This is a genomic window from Mycobacterium sp. SMC-4 (assembly GCF_050205565.1).
GTDB lineage: Bacteria > Actinomycetota > Actinomycetes > Mycobacteriales > Mycobacteriaceae > Mycobacterium.
Window position 1 is genome coordinate 76,578 of sequence record NZ_JBNMQU010000016.1, and the last position, 21,437, is coordinate 98,014.

The window sequence follows — 21,437 nt, forward strand, 5'->3', positions numbered from 1 at the left end:
CGGCGCCTCACGACGTCAGGTACGGCGGGGTCGGCCGTCGGCTGCGACTCTCCCGGGCCTTGCGCTCCGGGCCGGACAGCAGGTAGGCGGCCAGCACCCCGGCTACCGCGCCGCTCAGGTGGCCCTGCCAGGACACCCCGAAGGTGCCGGGCAACACGCCGAGCAGGATGCTGCCGTAGACGAACAGCACGACCACACCGACGACGATTTCCCACACCTTGCGGGTGAAGAACCCGAACACGATCAGGAACGTCAACCAACCGAAGATGAGCGAGGACGCCCCGATGTGGTTGGTTTCCACCGCCATTCCCTGATACGTCGGCGCCCCGAGATTGCCGATCAACCAGGTGCCGAGACCTCCGCCGATCCAGATGATGGCCGTCGCCCACACGAACCGGGCCAGCCCGGCCAGCGTCATCAGGAAGCCGAGCACCAGCGCCGGGCCGGTGTTGGCCATCAGATGCTCCCAGTTGGCGTGCAGCAACGGAGCGAACAGGATGCCGGTCAGACCGTCGCTCTCCAATGGGCGGATGCCGTTGCTGTCGAGGCTGTGGCCCAGCAACGAATCCAGGATCTCGATGAGCCACAACAGCACGACGAACGAGACGATGGTCGCACCGCCGACGACCCACGCGGGCCGCTTCTGCGCGGGGCGTCCGGGCGGGCCGGGATGACCACCGGTGCCCGTCACGCCCATAGTTGCCCTTCCAGCGCATCTTCCGCGTCGTCCAGGCTACCGGTGTAGGCACCGGTGGACAGGTACTTCCACCCGGCGTCGCACACGGTGAACGCGATGTCGGCGCGCTCGCCGGCCTTGACGGCCTTGGCCGCCATCCCCAGCGCCGCATGCAGGATCGCGCCGGTGGAGATGCCGGCGAAGATGCCCTCCCGCTGCACCAGTTCGCGGGTGCGTCGCACCGCGTCGTATGAGCCCACCGCGAACCGCGTCGTCAGCACGTCCGGGTCGTAGAGCTCGGGGATGAATCCCTCGTCGATGTTGCGCAACGCGTAGACGCCTTCGCCGTAGCGCGGTTCAGCCGCCACGATCTGCACTCCCGGCACGTGCTCACGCAGGAAGCGCCCCGTACCCATCAGGGTGCCGGTGGTGCCGAGTCCGCCGACGAAGTGCGTGATCTCCGGTAGGTCGGCCAACAACTCGGGGCCGGTGCCGTCGTAGTGCGCGGCCGCGTTCGACGGGTTGCCGTACTGGTACAGCATCACCCACGAAGGGTTTTGCGCGGCAAGCTCTTTCGCCTGGGCCACCGCGGTGTTCGAGCCGCCCTCTGCGGGCGAGTAGATGATGCGCGCACCGTAGAGCTCCAGCAGTTGTCGCCGTTCGATCGAGGTGTTTTCCGGCATCACGCAGATCATCTGGTAGCCCTTGAGCAGGGCGGCCATCGCCAGCGAGATCCCGGTGTTGCCACTGGTGGGCTCCAGGATCGTCGCGCCGGGACGCAGCCGGCCCTCGCGTTCGGCGTCCTCGATCATGCGCAGGGCCGGCCGGTCCTTGATCGAACCCGTCGGGTTGCGGTCCTCGAGTTTGGCCCACAGCCGCACGTGCGGCACACCGTCCTCGTCGGCCCAGCGCGGCGAGAGCCGCGGCAGTCCGACGAGCGGGGTGTTACCCAGCGCCTGGAGCAGCGAGTCGTATCGCGTCATAGACGGTGCTCAGCCGCCGGCGACGGCGGGCAGGATCGTCACCGAGTCCCCGTCGGAGATCGTGGTGTCGAGCCCGCCGGAGAAGCGCACATCCTCGTCGTTGACGTAGATGTTGACGAACCGGTGCAGCTTGCCCGGCTTGTCCGGATCGATCAGGCGCTCGGAGATGCCGGAGTAGTTGGCTTCGAGATCGGCGATCACCGCCTGCAGCGTCTCGCCCGACGCGGAGACGCGCTTCTCGCCGCCGGTGTGCGTGCGCAGGATCGTGGGGATGGACACGGATACAGCCATGGTTCGGTCTCCTTGACTTCTCAGTACTGCTCGACGATGGTGACAGGCTCTTCGGTGACGACCCCGTCCACGATGCGGTAGCTGCGCAGTTCGTGGGTCTCGGGGTCGCGGGTGGAGATCAACACGTAGTGGGCGCCGGGTTCGGACGCCAGGTTGACGTCGGTGCGGCTCGGGTAGGCCTCGGTCCCGGTGTGGGAGTGGTAGATGACGACCGGAGCCTCGTCGGCCTCGTCCATGGATCGCCACACTTTCAGCTGCTCCATCGAGTCGAACCGATAGAACGTCGGCGACCGCTCGGCGTTGGTCATCGCGATGAACCGCTCGGGCCGGTCAGAGCCCTCCGGTCCGGCGATGACGCCGCACGCCTCGTCCGGATGGTCGGCGCGCGCGTGAGCGACCATCGCCTCGACCAGATCGGCACGGATCACCAGCACTGCACAGTTCCTTTCTCACACCCCGACGCGTCGGGAGCGTCTCACCCGAATGCTCCGGGCAACATGCCACGGTAGGTGGGTATTCCTGCCACCGGTTCGGCGGCCAGCATCCCGACGAGCACCGCGCGGGCCAGACAGTCCGCCGCCGCCGCACCCACCGCGGCGACCAGCGACAACTCCGGTGACATCGACGCCGGGGTGGTCGGATCGGGCACCACCTCCACCGCCCCGGTGGCCAACGCGAACACGGTGTCGCCGTCCAGCGGGGTATGGCATGGCCGGATGGTGCGGGCCAGACCGTCCTGCGCGGCGACCGCCACCCGCCGGCACGCCGCCTTGCTCAACGCCGCGTCGGTGGCGACCACCGCGATCGTGGTGTTCAGCGGGCTGAGCTCGCCGTGACGGTCCGCGTAGGCGGCGAGTTGCGCCGCCGGCGGCGGCACCAGCCCGAACTCCTCGATCTGCCCGGCCAGCCACGGCAGCCCGGTGGCCGGGTCGACGACGTCGCCCGCGGAGTTGACCACGACCAGCGCGCCGACGGTGACCCCGGACTCGAGCGTCATCGACGCTGTCCCCACCCCGCCTTTGAGGACACCGGCCCGCGCGCCCACACCGGCGCCGACGGTGCCGATCGCGACGTCGCCGCCGGCGGTCTGCGCCGCCTGGTAACCGAAGTCGGCGTCGGGCCGGCACCGCCAACCCCCGACCGGCAGATCGAAGATCACCGCCGCCGGCACGATCGGCACCACGCCGCCGTCCATCGCCACGCCTCGCTGCTGTTCCTCCAGCCAGGTCATCACGCCGTCGGCGGCCGCCAGCCCGAACGCGCTGCCCCCGGTGAGCACCACCGCATCGACGTGACGCACAGAGTTGCTCGGCTCGAGCAGGTCGGTTTCACGGGTGCCGGGCGCGCCGCCACGTCCGTCGACGGCGCCGACGGTGCCGGGTGGGGTCAGCACCACGGTGGTGCCGGTGGCCCACCCCGTACCCAGCTGCGCGTCGTCGTCGAGGCGATGGTGGTGGCCGACGCGGATGCCGCCGACGTCGGTGATCGCGCCGCTCATCGGGACCTTCTGCTCATCGCGAACCCATCAGGGCGAGCACCAGATACTCCTGCAACACCGTCAGCCACTGATACACGTCGAGGTGGGCGGCCATCGGGTGCTCCGGCGGCAGCCGGTCGGGCCCGTCGGGACCGATCTCGAGCATGGTGCCCAGCGCCAGCCGCACGTCGTTGACCGCACCGGCCCAGGCGTGCGCGTCCTCCTCGGACAATTCGACCTTCCCGCCGCCGGCCGGGACGGTGTCCAGAAGCCGTTGCGCCGCTTGGCGTTTCGCGTCGATGATGTCGGGTTCGTGCAGACTGCGCAGCGCGCCGTTCAGGCTCTCCGCCGGACCGGAGCCGGCAGGATGGTCGGTCGCCGGCCGGTAGAAGTCGGGCAGGATGCGTTTCATCGTGTCGTCTTGCGGGGGAACGGAATTGCCCGTTCGCATGCCGGTGATCTCGGACAGTTCGTCGACGGGAGCCGAGGCCGCGCGGTCGTCGAGCATTCCGGCCAATGACGTCACGAGACTGCTCAGCAACTCGGCTTCGTGCGCGGCCAGCGCGGACCGGAACCGCGGACCCTGGGCACTGTCGACCCGCTTCCATTTACGCACAGCGGGTTAGCGATCCTGTTGCAAGGTCGCCCACAGCCCCGCAGCGTGCAGCTTGGACACATCGACTTCCATGGACTCCCGGCTGCCCGCCGACACCACCGCCTTACCTTCGTTGTGGACCTGCAGCATGAGCTTCGTGGCGTGCTGCTCGCTGTAACCGAAGAGCTTCTGGAAAACGTAGGTCACATAGGTCATCAGATTGACCGGGTCGTCCCAGACGATGGTCACCCAGGGGGCGTCGGTAGCGACATCTTCCTCGACATCGGTGGCCGCTTCGGTGTCCTCGCGGGTTCCCGGTCGAGCCAGCGCCGGTGTGACCATGGCGCAAGAATACCGGGGTCACACTCGCGCTCCGAACCGATACGGTTGGCCTGTGACTTCGTCGTCCCCGGCGCTGCTGACCGACAAATACGAGCTGACGATGCTCGCCGCAGCGCTACACGGCGGCGCCGCCCAACGTCGCACCACCTTCGAGGTGTTCGCGCGGCGACTGCCCGACGGCCGACGCTACGGCGTCACCGCGGGAACCGCCCGCTTCGTCAAGGAGCTGGCACAGTTCCGATTCGACAGCGACATCCTCGATGAACTGTCCGCTTTCTGTGACCACGACACCCTCGACTACTTGGCGGGATACCGCTTCACCGGTGACGTCGACGGCTACTCCGAAGGCGAGTTGTACTTCCCGGGCTCCCCGGTCCTGTCGGTGCACGGCACCTTCGCCGAATGCGTGGTTCTCGAGACGCTGGCGCTGTCGATCTTCAACCACGACAGCGCCATCGCCTCGGCGGCCGCCCGGATGGTCAGCGCCGCCGACAACCGACCGCTGATCGAGATGGGGTCCCGGCGTACGCACGAACGGGCCGCCGTCGCCGCCGCCCGCGCGGCCTACCTCGCCGGCTTCGCCGGCACGTCCAACCTGCAGGCCCAACGCGAGTACGGGGTACCGGCGCTGGGCACCAGCGCACACGCGTTCACGCTGCTGCACACGCAGGCCGGTCAGTCGCGCGCGGACTCGGAGAAGGCCGCGTTCCGCGCTCAGGTCGACGCGCTGGGCATCGACACCACACTGCTGGTGGACACCTACGACATCACCGCGGGGGTCGCGCACGCGATCGAGGTCGCAGGCCCGAAACTGGGCGCGGTCCGCATCGACTCCGGCGACCTCGGCGTGCTGGCCCGCCAGGTCCGGCGGCAGCTCGACACGCTCGGGGCCACCGACACCCGCATCGTGGTCTCCGGCGACCTCGACGAGTTCGGTATCGCTGCGCTGCGCGCCGAGCCCGTGGACAGCTACGGCGTCGGCACGTCGGTCGTCACCGGTTCCGGCGCGCCGACCGCGGGCATGGTCTACAAGCTGGTCGAGGTCGACGGCATCCCGGTCGAGAAGCGCAGCACGCTCAAGCAGTCCCACGGCGGACGCAAGGAAGCGCTGCGGTTGGCGCGAGACACCGGCACCGTCGTCGAGGAGGTCGTCCACCCCGCGGGCGCGCCGCCGGAGCTGCCGGACGACCTGGTGCACCAACCGCTGACCGTCCCGCTGGTGCGCGCCGGCGAACCGGTGGCCGACCTGTCGCTGGAAGGCGCACGCGAACGGGTCGCCCGCGGTCTGCGGCAACTGCCGTGGGACGGGTTGAGCCTCTCGAAAGGTGAGCCGGCGATTCCGACCCGGCTGGTTCCGCCGGTGCGTACCCACTGAGTCCGATGGCCCCCGACGTCACTCCCCTGCTGGCCAAGGCGGTCGCCGCTCTCGGCGGCGCCGAGCGCCAGGGCCAGATCGCGATGGCCCAAGCCGTCGCGCGCGCTTTCGACAGCGGTGAGCACCTCGCCGTGCAAGCCGGCACCGGAACCGGGAAGTCGCTGGCCTACCTGGTACCGGCGATCGCCCATGCGCTCGCGGCCGAGCAACCCGTCGTGGTGTCCACCGCGACGATCGCGCTGCAACGTCAGCTGGTCGACCGCGACCTGCCGCGTCTGGCCGAGGCACTCACGCCCGCACTCCCCCGCCGTCCGGCGTTCGCACTCTTGAAGGGACGCGGAAACTACCTGTGCCTCAACAAGGTCCACAACGGAGCCGCCGGCCTCCAGGAGCCCGACGACAGACCCCAGGAGGAATTGTTCTCGCCGGTCGCAGCCAGCGCCCTGGGTCGCGACGTGGCCCGCCTGACCGAGTGGTCCTCGGACACCGACACCGGTGACCGCGACGATCTGGTCCCCGGCGTGCCCGACCGGTCCTGGGGCCAGGTCAGTGTGTCGGCACGAGAGTGCATCGGGGTGTCGCGTTGTCCGTTCGGCACCGACTGCTTCGCCGAACGCGCCCGGGACCGCGCCGCGCACGCCGACGTCGTCGTCACCAACCACGCACTGCTGGCCATCGACGCGATCGGTGGCGCCAATGTGCTGCCCGAGCACGATCTGCTCGTCGTCGACGAAGCCCACGACCTCGTCGACCGGGTGACCTCCGCGGCCACCGCAGAACTGTCGGCGACAGCCCTCGGCGTGGCCCAGCGGCGATCGTCGCGGCTGATCGGACCCGAATTGACCGAGCGGCTCGACGCGGCCGCCGCCACGTTCTCCTCGGCCCTGTTCGACGCGCGGGACGGACGCATCGACACCCTCGACGAGGAGATGGCCTCCTACCTCACCCTGCTGCGCGACGCCGCCCAGGCGGCCCGCACAGCGGTCGACACCGCACCGAACGACCCGAAGACCGCGGCGGCCCGCTCCGAAGCGTCGACGGCGCTGTCCGACATCGCCGATACCGCCGCCCGGATTCTCGACTCTTTCGTGCCCGCCATCCCCGACCGCACCGACGTGGTCTGGGTCGAGCACAGCGAGGACGCCAGATCCGGCGCTCGCGCGGTGATGCGGGTGGCGCCGCTGTCGGTGTCCGGGTTGTTGCGCAGCCGGCTGTTCGGCCGCGCCACCGCGGTGCTGACCTCGGCCACCCTGACCATCGGAGGCAATTTCGACGCGATGGCCGCCGCGTGGGGCCTGGCCGGCACCGGCGAGAAGGCCATGCGCTGGCGCGGCCTGGACGTCGGTTCGCCGTTCGATCACCCGCGCGCCGGAATCCTCTATGTCGCAGCGCATCTGCCACCACCCGGTCGCGACGGCACCGGCTCGGCCGAGCAGCTCGACGAGATCGCCGCGCTGATCAATGCGGCCGGCGGCCGCACCCTCGGGTTGTTCTCGTCGATGCGAGCCGCCCGGGCGACCGCCGAGGTGATGCGCGAACGGCTCGACAGCCCCGTGCTGTGTCAGGGCGAGGACACCACAGCCGCACTGGTGGCCCGGTTCGCCGGCGACGAATCCACGTCACTGTTCGGGACTCTGTCGCTGTGGCAGGGCGTCGACGTTCCCGGACCGTCGCTGTCGCTGGTGCTCATCGACCGCATCCCGTTCCCCCGCCCGGACGATCCCCTGCTGACCGCACGTCAGCGCGCCATCGCCGCCCGCGGCGGCAACGGCTTCATGGCCGTGGCCGCAAGCCATGCCGCGCTGCTGCTCGCGCAAGGGGCCGGCCGGCTGTTGCGCCGCGTCGACGACCGCGGCGTGGTCGCGGTCCTGGACTCGCGGATGGCCACGGCGCGCTACGGCAACTTCCTCCGCGCCTCACTGCCGCCGTTCTGGACCACCACCGACGGCGCAGCCGTGCGCGCCGCGCTGCAACGTTTGCGCGGCTCGGGCGCCTCGGCGCCGCAGGAAACGGCGGTGCGGTGAGACTGGCAGGGCTGCTGGCCGCGGCCGTCGCGGCGGCCACGGCGATCGGAGCCGTGGGATGCTCGGCCGCACTGCAGGGTCGGCCGGTCTCGGTGTTCGCCGACCCGTTCTCGGTCGCCGGGATGCCGGCCACCGACGGGCCCAGCGGCCTGCGGTCGAGCGCCCAACCCGCCACGCGGACCGTCGTGGACACCGACGGCGGTGACGTCGACGCCCTGGCCGGGCTGGCGATCAGCGACGTCGAACGATTCTGGCAGACGGCGTACCCGGAAACCTTTGGCTCGCAGTTTGTTCCGGCGACCGCGGTGATCTCGTGGGATGCCGACGGCTTCGACGGACAGTTCTGCGGCGGTTCCACGTTCGCGTTGATCAACGCCGCGTACTGCTACCCCGACCGGACCATCGGATGGGACCGCGGTGCGATGATGCCCGGCCTGCAGCGCGCGTTCGGTGACATGGGTGTGGTGATGGTGCTCGCCCACGAGTACGGCCACGCCGTGTCCCGTCAAGCCGGCCTGACGTCCGACGAGAGCGCAACCCTGGTGGCCGAACAGCAGGCCGACTGTTTCGCGGGCGCGTATCTGCGCTGGGTCGCCGAGGACAACTCGCCGCGCTTTGCCCTCAACACCGGTGACGGCCTGAACACGGTGCTGGCCGCGGTGGTCGCGTTCCGCGATCCCGTGCTGCACGAGAACGATCTCGACGTCGGCGTGAACGAGCACGGATCGGCCTTCGAACGCCTGTCGGCATTCCAGTTCGGCTTCACCGACGGCCCGTCGGCGTGCGCAGTGATCGACCTGCGCGAAATCGCCCAGCGGCGAGGCGATCTGCCGCTGCTGCTCGCCGACGACCAGACCGGCGAGCTGCCGGTCACCGAGAAGACGGTCCACGCCGTGGCCGATGCGATGACCATCCTGTTCCGTCCGCGCACCCCACCGGCGTTGCGGTTCACCGCCGAGCACGGCGGCTGCGCCGACGCGCGACCCAGCCCTCCGGTGTCGTTCTGTCCGGCGACCAACACGGTGCTGGTCGATCTCGACGGACTGCACGAGCTGGGCGGACAGGCGCACCTGCCGCAGGCCGACCCATTGGCCACCGGCGACAACGTCGCCTACTCGGTACTGGTGTCCCGGTTCATGCTTGCCCTGCAACACGAACGCGGTGGGGTCGCACTCGACACCGCCGGCGCGGCACTGCGGACCGCGTGTCTGACGGGGGTGGCGACGGCGAAGATGACCGCCGAACTCCACACTCCCGGCGGTGACACAGTGGTACTGACCGCCGGCGACGTCGACGAAGCCGTGTCCGGGCTGCTGACCAACGGGCTGGCCGCCGGGGACGTCAACGGCGAATCGGTGCCGTCGGGTTTCTCCCGCATCGACGCGTTCCGGGTGGGCGTACTCGGCGACGCCGACCGCTGCTTTGCGCGGTTCGCCTAGTCTCAGCCGGGCAGGCGGACCACGAACCCGGCTTCCAGCGCAACCCAGATGGCGCCCTCGGTGTCGACGGCCAGGCCGTGGGGTTCACAGCCGGGCGGCAGGTCGATGGTGCCGATGTCGCCGTCGCCGCTGACACGGGCCACCTGGCTCGACCCCCACAGCGTGACCCACACGCCGTCCTCGGGATCGGCCAGCACCGCGTGCGGCTTCCCGGGCAGTTCGATCTCCTGGATCGCGTCGTTCATCGGGATCCGACCCAGGCGTTCGGCGCGGATCTCGGTGAACCACACGGTGTCGTCGTGAGTCGTGGTGATCCCGACGGGACCCGAAGCCCGCGTGGGTGTTTCGCGCACGGTCACGTCCCCGGACAGAGTCACTCGACCGATGGCGCCGGCCTGATTGAGCGTGCACCACAACGCGTTGTCCGGTCCGGTGACGATCATCGCCGGTGCGCCGCCGACCCGGTGTTCGGCCGACATCTCACCGTCGACGGTGATCCGGCCGACCGTGCCGGCGGTCATCGCGGTGAACCACAGCGCTCCGTCGGGTCCGGCGGTGATCCCGTACGGGTGGGAGCCGTCAGGTAGATCGAAGGCGCTCAACTCACCGTCCGTGGTGATCCGACCGATGCGGTCGTCGCCGGAGCGGGTGAACCACAGGGCGCCGTCGGGTCCGGCGGTGATGACCGTCGGGCGGCTGTCCGGCCCGATCGGATACACCGTCACCGCACCGGCGCCGGTGACACGCGCGATCGCCCCCGCGTGTGCCAGCGTCACCCACATCGCCCCGTCGGGGCCGACGACCAACTGGTACGGCCCGCCGTCGAGCGCGACCTGCAACGGCGACGTCACGCGAAGCTGACGAGTCCGAGTTCGTTGTCCCCGGCCAGCAGCCGGTGATGCGGCAGCACCCGCACCGTGTACCCGACCGACCCGGTGACCGGCAGCGGCGTGGTCGCCGAGAAGATCTCCACCCCGTCCTCGCCCGTCCGCGCATGGGTCATCGCGACCGTGACCGGCTTGACCAGCGTGTCGCTGGCGTCGACGCGTCCGACCAGCGCCTGGACCGAAACTTCGTCGGGCCGCAGCCCATTCAGCTGCACCCGCGCCGTCAACGTCATCTCCGAGCCGAGCAGCGGCGTGTCGGGCAGCCCGGAGCTGTCCACCTCGACGACGCGGACACCCGGCCAGTTGTGTCCGACCCGTCGCCGGTACTCGGCGAGTTCGCGCGCCGAGCCGAAGGGCACGTCGTACTCCGGCGCCGACTGCGCGGGTTCGATCGACAACCGCAGCGCGCGTGCCGCGGGCAGGTAGTACTTCTCGGTGTAATCGCGCACCATGCGCGAGGCGAGCACCTTGGGGCCGAGCACCTCGAGGGTGTGTCGCACCATCTCCACCCACCGCACCGGGATGCCGTGCTCGTCGCGGTCGTAGAACCTCGGCACGACCGCGCGTTCGAGGATGTCGTACAGCGCAGCCGCTTCCAGGTCGTCACGCCGGTTTTCGTCGGTCAGACCGTCGGCGGTCGGGATCTCCCATCCGTTGTCACCGTCGAACCATTCGTCCCACCACCCGTCGCGGATCGACAGGTTCAGGCCACCGTTGAGCGCGCTCTTCATGCCCGACGTGCCGCAGGCCTCGAGAGGCCGCAGCGGGTTGTTCAACCACACATCGCACCCGTGATACAGCTTGCGTGCCATCGACATGTCGTAGTCCGGCAGGAACGCGATGCGGTGCCGCAGATCCTCGCGGTCGGCGAACCGAACGACCTGCTGGATCAGCGCCTTGCCGCCTTCGTCGGCGGGATGGGACTTGCCCGCGACGATGAGCTGGATCGGTCGCTCCGGGTCGAGCAGCAGTTTGGCCAACCGTTCCGGGTCACGCAGCATCAACGTGAGCCGCTTGTAGGTCGGAACGCGGCGCGCGAACCCGATCGTCAGCACCGAAGGGTCGAATGCCTTTGCCGTCCAACCCAACTCCGCGGCCGGCGCCCCCCGCTCCAGCCAGGACCGGCGCAGACGCGCACGCACGTCGTCGATCAACTCGGCCCGCAGCTGCGATCGGATCCACCACAGGTGGCCGGGCTCGACACGGTGGAGACCCTTCCAGGTCTCCGGTTCCCGCAAGGAGGTGAGATCCTCGCTGCCCAGCAGCTCGCGGCCCAGCTCGAGCCACTGTGGCGCCGCCCACGTGGGTGCGTGCACACCATTGGTGATCGAACCGATCGGCACGTCGGCGGCGTCGAACCCCGGCCACAGATCGCAGAACATCTCACGGCTGACCCGGCCGTGCAGCAGCGAGACGCCGTTGGCCCGCTGGGCCAGCCGCAGACCCATGTGCGCCATGTTGAACTTCGTGGGGTCGTCCTCGGCGCCGAAGGACAAGATGCGCTCCAACGGGACACCGGGCAGCAGGCGCGAGCCTCCCGAACCGTTCTCCGGGCCGAAGTAGCGCTCCACGAGATCCAACGGGAACCGGTCGATCCCCGCGGGCACCGGGGTGTGTGTGGTGAACACCGTCGAAGCGCGCACGACGGTGAGCGCGGTGTCGAAATCCAGCCCGGCCTCGATGAACTCGCGGATGCGCTCGGCCCCGAGGAAACCCGCGTGGCCCTCGTTCATGTGGAACACCTCGGGGGCGGGCAGCCCTTCGATCTCGGTGAACGCGCGGATGGCACGCACCCCGCCGATGCCGGCCAGGATCTCCTGGCGCATCCGGTGCTCCTGATCGCCGCCGTAGAGCCGGTCGGTGACCCCGCGCAGATCGTGCTCGTTCTCCGGGATGTCGGAGTCGAGCAGCAGCAGCGGGATCCGCCCGACCTGGGCGATCCAGATGCGCGCGTACAAGGTGGCGCCGCCGGGCAGCGCCAGATCGATCAGAGCGCATTTGCCGTCGGCACCGGTGAGTAGCCGCAGCGGCAGGCCCTGCGGATCGAGCAACGGGTAGTTCTCGTGCTGCCAACCGTCGGCGGTCAGCGACTGCCGGAAGTACCCGGAGCGGTAGTACAGCCCCACGGCGATCAACGGCAGCCCCAGATCGGACGCCGACTTGAGGTGGTCACCGGCCAGGATGCCCAGCCCGCCGGAGTAGTTCGGCAGTACCTCGACCACCCCGAACTCCATCGAGAAGTACGCGATGCCGTTGGGCAGGACGACGCCATCGGGGTCGCCCTGCTTGCCGTTGCGTTCGGCCAGCTGCTGATACCACAGCGGTCGGGTCATGTAGTCGTCCAGATCCGCGGCCAGTTTGTCCAGCCGGGCGGCGAACGAGTCGTCGTCGGCGAGTTCCTGCAGACGCGCGGGGCTGACCTGGCCGAGCAGACCAACCGGGTCCGAGCCCACCGACGCCCACAGTTCCGGATCGATGGCCTCGAAGAGGTCCTGGGTTGGTTTGTCCCACGACCAACGCAGATTGGTGGAGAGCCGCTCGAGCGCAGCCAGCCGGTCGGGCAAGTGGGCACGGACGGTGAACCTGCGAAGAGCTTTCACGCAAGTCAACCTTACTGACATCGCCGGCGGTGAGGGGCGCCCGGCTGCTTTTGCCGGCCTTCGCGAGCACTTCCCGTGGTTGAGCGCGACACTACGGTGGGTATAGGCGGCAGAAGAGATTCAGCGGGGTTCAGCGCCGAACACCGGGCTGTGCGCGACACCAGCAGCGGCGCGCGCAAAGCGCGCCGCGCACACGGACGAGTGGTAGGGAGTGGTGGCCAGTGACCGCCGGTCGTATCGAGATCGACGACGTAGCGCCTGTTGTGTCCAATGGACGGTTTCCCGCCAAAGCGGTAGTCGGCGAGGTCGTGCCGGTGAGCGCCACGGTGTGGCGCGAGGGCCACGACGCGGTCTCCGCGACGTTGGTGGTGCGCTACCACGGAACGACGTATCCGCCGTTGGCCGAGGAGCCACCCGGACGCGTGCGCTCCCCGGAGGCCGTGCCGATCGACGAGGTGGTCAACACCGCGGCGCGGGTACGCCCGAGCACGCTGCCGATGGCGCAGGGCCGCACCCCCGACGTCTTCCACGGCCAGTTCTGCCCCGACGCGGTGGGTTTGTGGACGTTCCGGGTCGACGGCTGGGGCGACCCGATCGCGACGTGGCGCAAGAACGTGACCGCCAAGCTCGAAGCCGGCCAGAGCGAGGGCGAACTGAACAACGACCTGTTGGTCGGCGCGAAGCTGCTCGAGCGTGCCGCCACCGGGGTGCCGCGTCAGGACCGCTATCCGTTGGCCGAGGCCGTGGCGCGGCTGCGCGAACCCGGCGATCCGTTCTACCGCGCAGGCCCGGCGCTGGCGCCCGAGGTGACCGAGCTGGTCGACAAGTATCCGCTGCGCGAATTGGTCACCCGGGGCCAGCAGTACGGCATCTGGGTCGACCGGCCGCTGGCGCGGTTCAGCTCGTGGTACGAGTTCTTCCCACGGTCGACCGGCGGGTGGGACAGCGCTGGCCACCCGGTCCACGGCACGTTCGCCACCGCGACCAAAGCCCTCCCCCGCGTCGCCCGGATGGGGTTCGACATCGCGTACCTGCCGCCGATCCACCCGATCGGCAAAGTGCACCGCAAGGGTCGTAACAACAGCGTCACCGCGGGCCCGAACGACGTCGGCTCGCCCTGGGCGATCGGCAGCGACGAGGGCGGCCACGACGCCGTGCACCCCGACCTGGGCACCATCGAGGACTTCGACGATTTCGTCGCCGCCGCCCGGGACGAGGGCTTGGAGGTTGCGCTCGACCTGGCCCTGCAGTGCGCGCCCGACCATCCGTGGGCACGCGAGCACCCCGAGTGGTTCACGGTGCTGCCCGACGGCACGATCGCCTACGCCGAGAACCCGCCGAAGAAGTACCAGGACATCTACCCGCTGAACTTCGACAACGACCCGGCCGGGTTGTACGAAGAGGTGCTGCGAGTGGTCAAGTTCTGGATCTCCCACGGCGTCAAGGTGTTTCGCGTGGACAACCCGCACACCAAACCGCCGAACTTCTGGGCGTGGCTGATCGGTGAGGCCAAGAACGTCGACCCCGACGTGCTGTTCCTGTCCGAAGCGTTCACCCGCCCGGCGCGGCTGTTCGGCCTGGCCAAACTCGGCTTCACGCAGTCGTACACGTACTTCACCTGGCGGACCGCCAAGTGGGAGCTCACCGAGTTCGGTCAGCAGCTCGCCGAGCACGCCGACTACGCACGGCAGAGCCTCTGGGTGAACACCCCCGACATCCTGCACGAGAGCCTGCAGCACGGCGGGCCGGGCATGTTCGCGATCCGCGCTGCGCTGGCCGCGACGATGAGCCCGACGTGGGGCGTCTACTCCGGGTACGAGTTGTTCGAGCACCGCGCGGTGCGGGAAGGCAGCGAGGAGTACCTGAACTCGGAGAAGTACGAACTGCGTCCGCGCGACTTCGACGCCGCGCTGGCCGACGGCGAATCGCTGGAGCCGTTCATCACCCGGCTCAACGAGATCCGCCGTGTGCATCCGGCACTGCATCAGATGCGCACCATCACGTTCCACCACGTCGACAACGACGCGCTGCTGGCCTACAGCAAGTTCGATCCGGTGTCCGGCGATCAGGTGCTCGTGGTGGTCACGCTCAACCCGTTCGGGCCCGAAGAGGGCACGTTGTGGCTCGACATGGGCGCCGTGGGCATGGAGCAGCAGGACCGGTTCTGGGTTCGCGACGAGATCACCGGAGAGGAATACCAATGGGGCCAGGGCAATTACGTGCGGCTCGAACCCGCCCGCGCGGTGGCCCATGTGCTGAACATGCCCCAGATTCCCGCCGACCAACGACTGAACCTACTGCGTAGGGAGTGACTGATGACCAACGCGTCCGGAGTGACCAACACCGTCGACAGCCCGCATCTGCGGCCACACACGGCCGATTTGAACCGGCTGCTCGCCGGCGAACATCATGACCCCCACGCGGTGCTCGGCGCCCATGAGTACGACGACCACACCGTCATCCGCGTCTACCGTCCACACGCGGTCAAGGTCAACGCCGTCATCGGCGGCGTGCGCTACCCGCTCCTCCACATCGAGGCCGGCCTGTTCGCGGTTGCGGTGCCCTTCACCGATCTCATCGACTACCGCCTCGAGATCAGCTACTCCGAAGACGAGTCGGCGTTCGTCCATACCGTCGCCGACGCCTACCGGTTCCTGCCCACCCTCGGCGAGATGGATCTGCACCTGTTCGCCGAGGGACGCCACGAGCGGCTGTGGGAGGTGCTCGGCGCGCACCCGCGCAGCTTCACCACCGCCGACGGCGTCGTGGAGGGAGTGTCGTTCGCGGTCTGGGCACCCAACGCCAAGGGCGTCAGCGTCATCGGCGACTTCAACCACTGGGGCAACGAAGCGCAGATGCGGGTGCTGGGTTCGACCGGGGTGTGGGAGTTGTTCTGGCCCGGATTCCCCGACGGTGGCCTGTACAAGTTCCGGGTGCACGGCGCCGACGGTGCGGTCACCGAACGCGCCGACCCGATGGCGTTCGCCACCGAGGTGCCGCCGCAGACCGCCTCGAAAGTGTTCGCCAGCGACTACACATGGAACGACGACGAGTGGATGTCGGCGCGGGCGCTGCGTAACCCGGTCTTCGAACCGATGAGCACCTACGAGGTGCACCTGGGTTCCTGGCGGCCCGGCCTGAGCTACACCGAACTGGCCGATCAGCTCACCGAATACGTGGTGCAGCACGGCTTCACGCACGTGGAGATGCTGCCGGTCGCCGAGCATCCGTTCGGCGGCTCCTGGGGGTACCAGGTGACGTCGTACTACGCGCCGTCGTCCCGGTTCGGCACCCCCGACGAGTTCCGGTACCTGGTCGACAAGCTGCACCAGGCCGGTATCGGCGTCATCGTCGACTGGGTGCCCGCGCACTTCCCCAAGGATGCGTGGGCGCTGGGCCGGTTCGACGGAACCGCCCTCTACGAGCATGGGGACCCCCGCCGCGGCGAACAGTTGGACTGGGGCACCTACGTTTTCGACTTCGGGCGTGCCGAAGTCCGCAACTTCCTGGTCGCCAACGCGCTGTACTGGTTGCAGGAGTACCACGTCGACGGCCTACGCGTGGATGCCGTCGCCTCGATGCTGTATCTGGACTACTCGCGTCCCGAAGGTGGGTGGACGCCCAACATCTACGGCGGCCGGGAGAACCTCGAGGCGGTGCAGTTCCTGCAGGAGATGAACGCCACCGTGCACAAGGCGACGCCCGGCATCGTCACCATCGCCGAGGAATCCACGTCGTGGCCGGGCGTCACCCGACCGACAAACCTTGGCGGTCTTGGCTTTTCGATGAAGTGGAACATGGGCTGGATGAACGACACCCTGGAGTTCATCAAGCGCGACCCGATCCACCGCAGTTTCCACCACGGCGAGATCACCTTCTCGATGATCTATGCCTTCAGCGAGAACTTCGTCCTGCCGATCAGCCACGACGAGGTCGTGCACGGCAAGGGCACGTTGTGGGGCCGCATGCCCGGCAATGACCACATGAAGGCCGCCGGCATCCGCAGCCTGCTGGCCTACCAGTGGGCCCACCCCGGTAAGCAGTTGCTGTTCATGGGTCAGGAGTTCGGTCAGCGCGGCGAGTGGTCCGAAGAGCGGGGAGTCGACTGGTTCCAGCTCGACGAGCAGGGTTTCTCCGACGGCATTCTGCGCATGCTCACCGACGCCAACGACATCTACCGCAGCCGACGCGCGCTGTGGTCGCGCGACACCAAGCCCGAGGGCTACTCGTGGATCGACGCCAACGACTCGGCCAACAACGTGTTGAGCTTCCTGCGGTTCGGTGACGACGGATCGATGATGGCGTGCGTGTTCAACTTCTCGGGATCCGAGCACTCCCGTTACCGGCTGGGCCTGCCGCACGCCGGGGTGTGGCGCGAGGTGCTCAACACCGATTCGGACGCCTATCACGGTGCAGGCATCGGCAATTACGGCGCGGTCGAAGCGACCGATGAGCCGTGGCACGGCCGGCCGGCGTCGGCGGTGATGGTGCTGCCGCCGCTGTCAGCGGTGTGGTTCGAACCGGAGATCCCGTCCGCACCCGAGCAGCCCTAGCACCCTCAGCCTCGGGAACCTCCCGCCCTCCCTGCCGAACTTGCATTCCACGCGCGTCAAGTCGCGAGTTGACGCGCGTGGAATGCAATTTCGGCGGCGTGAGACGAGGGTCAGTACAGCGCGTTGGCCAGGTTGCGTCGGCCGGCGATCACATCGGGGTCGGCCGGGTCGAACAGATCGAACAGCTCGACCAGTCGCGCGCGCACCTTGGCGCGGTCGTCTCCGGCGGTGCTCTTGACCAGTGCGGTCAACCGGGCGAACGCCGCGGCCGCATCCTGCTGCAGGACTTCCACGTCGGCGGCGGCGAACGCGGCGTCGATGTCCTGCGGTGCGGCGTCGGCCAGGGCGACCGCATCCTGCGGATGAGTGGTCGCGCGCTGCAGGAAGCTGATCTGACGGACCGCACCCTTGGCTTCGGCGTGACCCGGGTTGGCGTCCAGGATCGCCTGGTAAGCGCTGCGGGCGGATTCGAAGTCACCTTGGTCGAGATGGGCCCGCGCCTGGGCCACCTCGGGGTCGACCTGCTCGACGTCGGCATCGGCCGAGCCGCTCAGTTTGCCGGCCGTGGCGTTGAGCAGCGAATCGACCCAGCGGCGCAGCTGCTCGGGCGGCTGCATGCCCTGGAAGCTCGAGAGCGGTTGGCCCGCGGCGAGCGCCACGACGGTCGGCACCGCCTGCACGCCGAACATCTGCGCCACCCGCGGTGTGGTGTCGACGTTGACCGTGGCCAGGGACCACTTCCCCGCATCGTTGGCGGCCAGGCCGGCGAGCACGTCGCCGAGCTGCACGCTGGCGTCGCTGCGCGGTGACCACAGCAGCACCACGACGGGAATCTCGTTGGAGCGGACCAGCACCTCGGCTTCGAGGTTGGCCTCGGTGATCTCGACACCGCCCGGGGTGGCGCCCGCGGGCGCACCCTCACCGGTGGCGGGACGTTGCTTGAGTGCCGACAGGTCTACGGCGCCGGCCAGGGCGGGGCCGATCGGAGGTCGAGGACGCGTCACGGCACCAAGTTTGTCACGTCGTTTCCGGCACCGTTCGCCGTGCCTGACCCAAGCCGTCCGACCCGGCCGGATCGGTCTGCGGCTCCGCCATCCGGCCGGTCCGATCGGCCCATATGAGGAAGATCACACTGCCCAGAGGGACGATGCTGCCGAGCAACGCCAGCAACCATGTGCCGGGCCGCCACTGCAGGGCGATGCCGGTAAAGAACGCCGCGATGAGGAAGGCGACGAAGATGCCGCCGTGGACGGGGCCGAAGATCTTGACGCCGATCTCGGTGCGCGGCGAGCCGAGGTACTTGAAGAACATGCCGGCCAGCAGACCCACCCAGCTCAGCGCTTCGGCGAAGGCGACCAGACGGAACCATGCCGCCGCACTGCGGACATCGAAACTGCGTGTCATGGCCGCCATTGTGCCCGAGTCCGACACGAACTACTACAAAGTGTCGTTGACGTCTCAGGGGCGACGGAGGATCAGGGCGTCGCCCTGACCACCGGCACCGCACAGAGCGGCCACCGCGTAACCCGAACCTCTGCGGGCCAGCTCGAGCGCGGCGTGCAACGTGATGCGTGCCCCGGACATCCCGATGGGATGGCCGATGGCGATGGCGCCGCCGTTGGTGTTGACCTTCTCCGGGTCCACACCGAGCTCATTGGTCGAGGCCAGCGCAACCGCGGCGAACGCCTCGTTGATCTCGATGACGTCGAGGTCGTCGAGCCCGATGCCCTCCTTGGCGACGGCCTTCTTGATCGCGTTGGCCGGCTGGCTCTGCAGAGTGGAGTCCGGTCCGGCGACCACGCCGTGCGCGCCGATCTCGCACAGCCAGCTCAGGCCCAGCTCCTCGGCCTTGGCCTTGCTCATCACCACGACCGCGCAGGCGCCGTCGGAGATCTGCGACGCCGAGCCGGCGGTGATGGTGCCGTCCTTGCGGAAGGCGGGACGCAACCCGGCCAGCGACTGGCCGGTGGTGTCGGCGCGGATGCCCTCGTCCTCGGTGAACTCGATCGGATCGCCCTTGCGCTGCGGAATCTTGACCGGGACGACCTCGTCGGCGTAGACGCCGTCCTTCCAGGCACCCGCGGCTTTCTGATGCGAGCCGGCCGCGTACTCGTCCTGCTGCTCGCGGGTGAACTTGTCGACGTCGTTGCGCTGCTCGGTGAGCGCGCCCATCGGCTGGTCGGTGAACACGTCGTGCAGGCCGTCGTAGGCCAGGTGGTCCAGGACGGTGACGTCGCCGTACTTGTAGCCCGACCGGCTGTTCATCAGCAGGTGCGGTGCCTGGGTCATCGACTCTTGACCGCCGGCGACGACGACTTCGAACTCACCGGCCCGGATCAGCTGGTCGGCCAGCGCGATCGCGTCGATGCCGGAGAGGCACATCTTGTTGATGGTCAGCGCCGGGACGTCCCACGGAATGCCGGCCGCGACGGCGGCCTGGCGCGCGGGCATCTGCCCGGCTCCGGCCGAGAGGACCTGCCCCATGATCACGTACTCGACCGCCGACGGTGCGACGTTCGCCTTCTCCAACGCGCCGGCGATCGCCACGGCGCCCAGGTCGCTTCCGGAGAAGTCCTTCAGCGATCCCGACAGCTTCCCCACCGGGGTCCGCGCTCCAGCAACTATCACCGACGTGGTCATGACTACCTCCAAGCTGTTTCAAGCACTGGGGAAAAGGCTATACGGGCGTACCTGGGTATTCGAAACTGATCTTGTTAGGTTACCTTTCTGATATGACCGCCGAGCAGACTGACGCCCGTCCGGCCCTGGCCACTTCGCTGGTGACCGCGATCGACCATGTCGGCATCGCCGTCCGCGACCTGGATGAGGCGATCAAGTGGTACCACGACCACTTGGGCATGATCGTTTTGCACGAGGAAGTCAACGAAGAACAGGGCATCCGCGAGGCGATGCTGTCGGTGCGCGGGGCGCCCGTCGGCAGCACCCAGATCCAGCTGATGGCCCCGATCGACGACAGCTCCACCATCGCGAAGTTCCTGGACAAGCGCGGGCCGGGTCTGCAGCAGTTCGCCTACCGGGTGAGCGACATCGACAAGATCAGCGAACGTCTGCGCGAAGACGGCATCCGCCTGATCTACGACGCGCCGCGCCGGGGCACCGCGAACTCCCGCATCAACTTCGTCCATCCCAAGGACGGCGGCGGCGTGCTGATCGAGCTGGTCGAGCCGGCCGCCGACGCCACTCACTGACTCACGACCACTTCCGGGTCGGGCCGCGCGTGGCGCGGTGCTGCCAGCACGCCGTGTGCCAATGTCTGCGATCTTCGACGCCGCCGGCACCGTCGGCCGGCCAGACCACGACATGTGCTGTCGCCGGCCGGATTTCGTGGTCGCAGCCAGGGCACCGGTAGACCTTGGTCGCCCGGGTCGCCGTGATCGGTCGCACCTCGTAGTCATCACCGTCGGGTCCGACCTCGACCCATCGCGACGCGGGTAGCGGCGCGCGTACGACAGTCCGTTTGCGCGGAGCGCGCCGCTTACCCATCAGAACAAGCGGAACTCGTCGTTGTCCATGCCGCGCATCTTGTCGTAATCCAGGATCACGCAACGAATTCCACGATCGGTGGCCAGCGTGCGTGCCTGCGGTTTGATCTGCTGGGCGGCGAACACGCCGGCGACCGGAGCCAGCAGTGAGTCCCGGTTGAGCAGTTCCAGATAGCGCGTCAACTGCTCGACGCCATCGATCTCCCCGCGGCGTTTGATCTCCACGGCCACCGATCGACCCTGTTCGTCGCGGCACAGCAGGTCGACCGGCCCGATGGGCGTCATGTACTCGCGACGGACCAACGTGTAGCCATCCCCGAGCAGCTGGACGTGCTCGGCCAGCAGCGCCTGCAGATGGGCCTCGACGCCGTCTTTGACCAGACCCGGATCGACTCCGAGTTCGTGGCTGGAGTCGTGCTCGATCTCCTCGACGGTGATGCGCAGTTGTTCGCCGGCCTTGTTCTCGACGATCCACAGTTTCACGTCGCCGGTGGCTTCCTCGGAGACCCAGCAGGGCGGGCTCATCCAGTTCAGCGGCTTGTAAGCCCGGTCGTCGGCGTGCACGCTGACCGACCCGTCGGCCTTGAACAGCAACAGCCGTCGCGCCGACGGCAGGTGCGCGGTGAGTCGGCCGACGTAGTCCACGGTGCACTGGGCGATGACAAGACGCACCGAACCACCATAGATGCCGC

The 21,437-nt window shown here is 68.7% G+C and carries 20 protein-coding genes; 6 read left to right on the forward strand and 14 right to left on the reverse strand.

Translation table 11 applies throughout. From position 1 onward, the window contains the following. Positions 1-7: 7 nt before the first annotated feature. The 7 genes from ACQI46_RS24080 to clpS are packed head-to-tail and all read right to left on the reverse strand — an operon-like array spanning position 8 to position 4,364. Complete coding sequence (locus tag ACQI46_RS24080; RefSeq protein ID WP_427096564.1) at positions 8-697, reverse strand: rhomboid family intramembrane serine protease; 690 nt, start codon at positions 695-697, stop codon at positions 8-10. Further along, the gene (locus ACQI46_RS24085; protein ID WP_427096565.1) at positions 688-1,659 is read right to left on the reverse strand and encodes a cysteine synthase; all 972 of its coding nucleotides are present in this window, start codon (positions 1,657-1,659) and stop codon (positions 688-690) included. Before ACQI46_RS24085 ends, ACQI46_RS24080 begins: the two co-directional genes overlap by 10 nt. 9 nt (positions 1,660-1,668) lie before the next feature. Next, positions 1,669-1,950 carry a MoaD/ThiS family protein gene (locus ACQI46_RS24090; protein ID WP_427096566.1) on the reverse strand — a complete coding sequence of 94 codons (282 nt, stop codon included), beginning with the start codon at positions 1,948-1,950 and terminating at the stop codon, positions 1,669-1,671. A 20-nt stretch (positions 1,951-1,970) separates the two neighbouring features. After that, entirely contained in the window at positions 1,971-2,384 is a 414-nt protein-coding gene (locus tag ACQI46_RS24095; RefSeq protein ID WP_427096567.1) for a Mov34/MPN/PAD-1 family protein, read from the reverse strand. 41 nt (positions 2,385-2,425) lie between these two features. After that, positions 2,426-3,448 carry a P1 family peptidase gene (locus tag ACQI46_RS24100; protein ID WP_427096568.1) on the reverse strand — a complete coding sequence of 341 codons (1,023 nt, stop codon included), beginning with the start codon at positions 3,446-3,448 and terminating at the stop codon, positions 2,426-2,428. Between the two features lie 13 nt (positions 3,449-3,461). After that, positions 3,462-4,043, reverse strand: coding sequence for a DUF2017 domain-containing protein (locus tag ACQI46_RS24105; protein ID WP_427096569.1), 582 nt, complete (start codon positions 4,041-4,043; stop codon positions 3,462-3,464). A 6-nt stretch (positions 4,044-4,049) separates the two neighbouring features. Further along, entirely contained in the window at positions 4,050-4,364 is a 315-nt protein-coding gene (clpS, locus tag ACQI46_RS24110; RefSeq protein WP_427096570.1) for an ATP-dependent Clp protease adapter ClpS, read from the reverse strand. Between clpS and ACQI46_RS24115 the strand changes: the two genes are divergently transcribed. From ACQI46_RS24115 to ACQI46_RS24125, 3 genes are read left to right on the forward strand one after another with little or no spacing between them, the layout of a single operon-like run. Further along, the gene (locus ACQI46_RS24115) at positions 4,363-5,739 is read left to right on the forward strand and encodes a nicotinate phosphoribosyltransferase (protein WP_427096571.1); all 1,377 of its coding nucleotides are present in this window, start codon (positions 4,363-4,365) and stop codon (positions 5,737-5,739) included. The genes clpS and ACQI46_RS24115 overlap by 2 nt on opposite strands. Positions 5,740-5,744: 5 nt before the next feature. Further along, complete coding sequence (locus tag ACQI46_RS24120; protein WP_427096572.1) at positions 5,745-7,763, forward strand: ATP-dependent DNA helicase; 2,019 nt, start codon at positions 5,745-5,747, stop codon at positions 7,761-7,763. After that, entirely contained in the window at positions 7,760-9,202 is a 1,443-nt protein-coding gene (locus ACQI46_RS24125; protein ID WP_427096573.1) for a neutral zinc metallopeptidase, read from the forward strand. The genes ACQI46_RS24120 and ACQI46_RS24125 overlap by 4 nt, the downstream gene beginning before the upstream one ends. A 2-nt stretch (positions 9,203-9,204) precedes the next feature. Here ACQI46_RS24125 and ACQI46_RS24130 read toward each other — a convergent pair whose 3' ends face one another. Both ACQI46_RS24130 and glgP read right to left on the reverse strand, forming a co-directional pair. Continuing rightward, on the reverse strand, positions 9,205-10,053 hold the full coding sequence (locus ACQI46_RS24130) for a virginiamycin B lyase family protein (RefSeq protein WP_427096574.1): 849 nt from the start codon (positions 10,051-10,053) through the stop codon (positions 9,205-9,207). Further along, positions 10,050-12,689 carry an alpha-glucan family phosphorylase gene (gene glgP / locus ACQI46_RS24135; RefSeq protein WP_427096575.1) on the reverse strand — a complete coding sequence of 880 codons (2,640 nt, stop codon included), beginning with the start codon at positions 12,687-12,689 and terminating at the stop codon, positions 10,050-10,052. Before glgP ends, ACQI46_RS24130 begins: the two co-directional genes overlap by 4 nt. A gap of 221 nt (positions 12,690-12,910) precedes the next feature. Between glgP and ACQI46_RS24140 the strand changes: the two genes are divergently transcribed. Both ACQI46_RS24140 and glgB read left to right on the forward strand, forming a co-directional pair. Beyond that, positions 12,911-15,001, forward strand: coding sequence for an alpha-1,4-glucan--maltose-1-phosphate maltosyltransferase (locus tag ACQI46_RS24140; protein WP_427096576.1), 2,091 nt, complete (start codon positions 12,911-12,913; stop codon positions 14,999-15,001). 3 nt (positions 15,002-15,004) lie between these two features. Beyond that, on the forward strand, positions 15,005-17,242 hold the full coding sequence (gene glgB / locus ACQI46_RS24145) for a 1,4-alpha-glucan branching protein GlgB (RefSeq protein WP_427096577.1): 2,238 nt from the start codon (positions 15,005-15,007) through the stop codon (positions 17,240-17,242). 110 nt (positions 17,243-17,352) lie between these two features. Here the strand turns inward: glgB and ACQI46_RS24150 are convergent, their stop codons facing one another. The 3 genes from ACQI46_RS24150 to ACQI46_RS24160 are packed head-to-tail and all read right to left on the reverse strand — an operon-like array spanning position 17,353 to position 19,882. Continuing rightward, a complete protein-coding gene (locus tag ACQI46_RS24150; protein WP_427096578.1) occupies positions 17,353-18,246 on the reverse strand; it encodes a tetratricopeptide repeat protein in 894 nt (297 codons plus the stop codon). Between the two features lie 13 nt (positions 18,247-18,259). Continuing rightward, positions 18,260-18,655, reverse strand: coding sequence for a DUF3817 domain-containing protein (locus ACQI46_RS24155; protein ID WP_427096579.1), 396 nt, complete (start codon positions 18,653-18,655; stop codon positions 18,260-18,262). Positions 18,656-18,700: 45 nt separating this feature from the next. After that, on the reverse strand, positions 18,701-19,882 hold the full coding sequence (locus tag ACQI46_RS24160; protein ID WP_427096580.1) for an acetyl-CoA C-acetyltransferase: 1,182 nt from the start codon (positions 19,880-19,882) through the stop codon (positions 18,701-18,703). A gap of 92 nt (positions 19,883-19,974) precedes the next feature. On the opposite strand from ACQI46_RS24160, the gene mce reads away from it, so the two are divergent. Next, entirely contained in the window at positions 19,975-20,451 is a 477-nt protein-coding gene (mce, locus tag ACQI46_RS24165) for a methylmalonyl-CoA epimerase (RefSeq protein WP_427096581.1), read from the forward strand. A gap of 1 nt (position 20,452) precedes the next feature. Here the strand turns inward: mce and ACQI46_RS24170 are convergent, their stop codons facing one another. Next, positions 20,453-20,746 carry a hypothetical protein gene (locus ACQI46_RS24170; RefSeq protein ID WP_427096582.1) on the reverse strand — a complete coding sequence of 98 codons (294 nt, stop codon included), beginning with the start codon at positions 20,744-20,746 and terminating at the stop codon, positions 20,453-20,455. Continuing rightward, complete coding sequence (gene nucS / locus ACQI46_RS24175) at positions 20,746-21,417, reverse strand: endonuclease NucS (protein ID WP_427096583.1); 672 nt, start codon at positions 21,415-21,417, stop codon at positions 20,746-20,748. The genes ACQI46_RS24170 and nucS overlap by 1 nt, the downstream gene beginning before the upstream one ends. Positions 21,418-21,437: the final 20 nt, after the last annotated feature.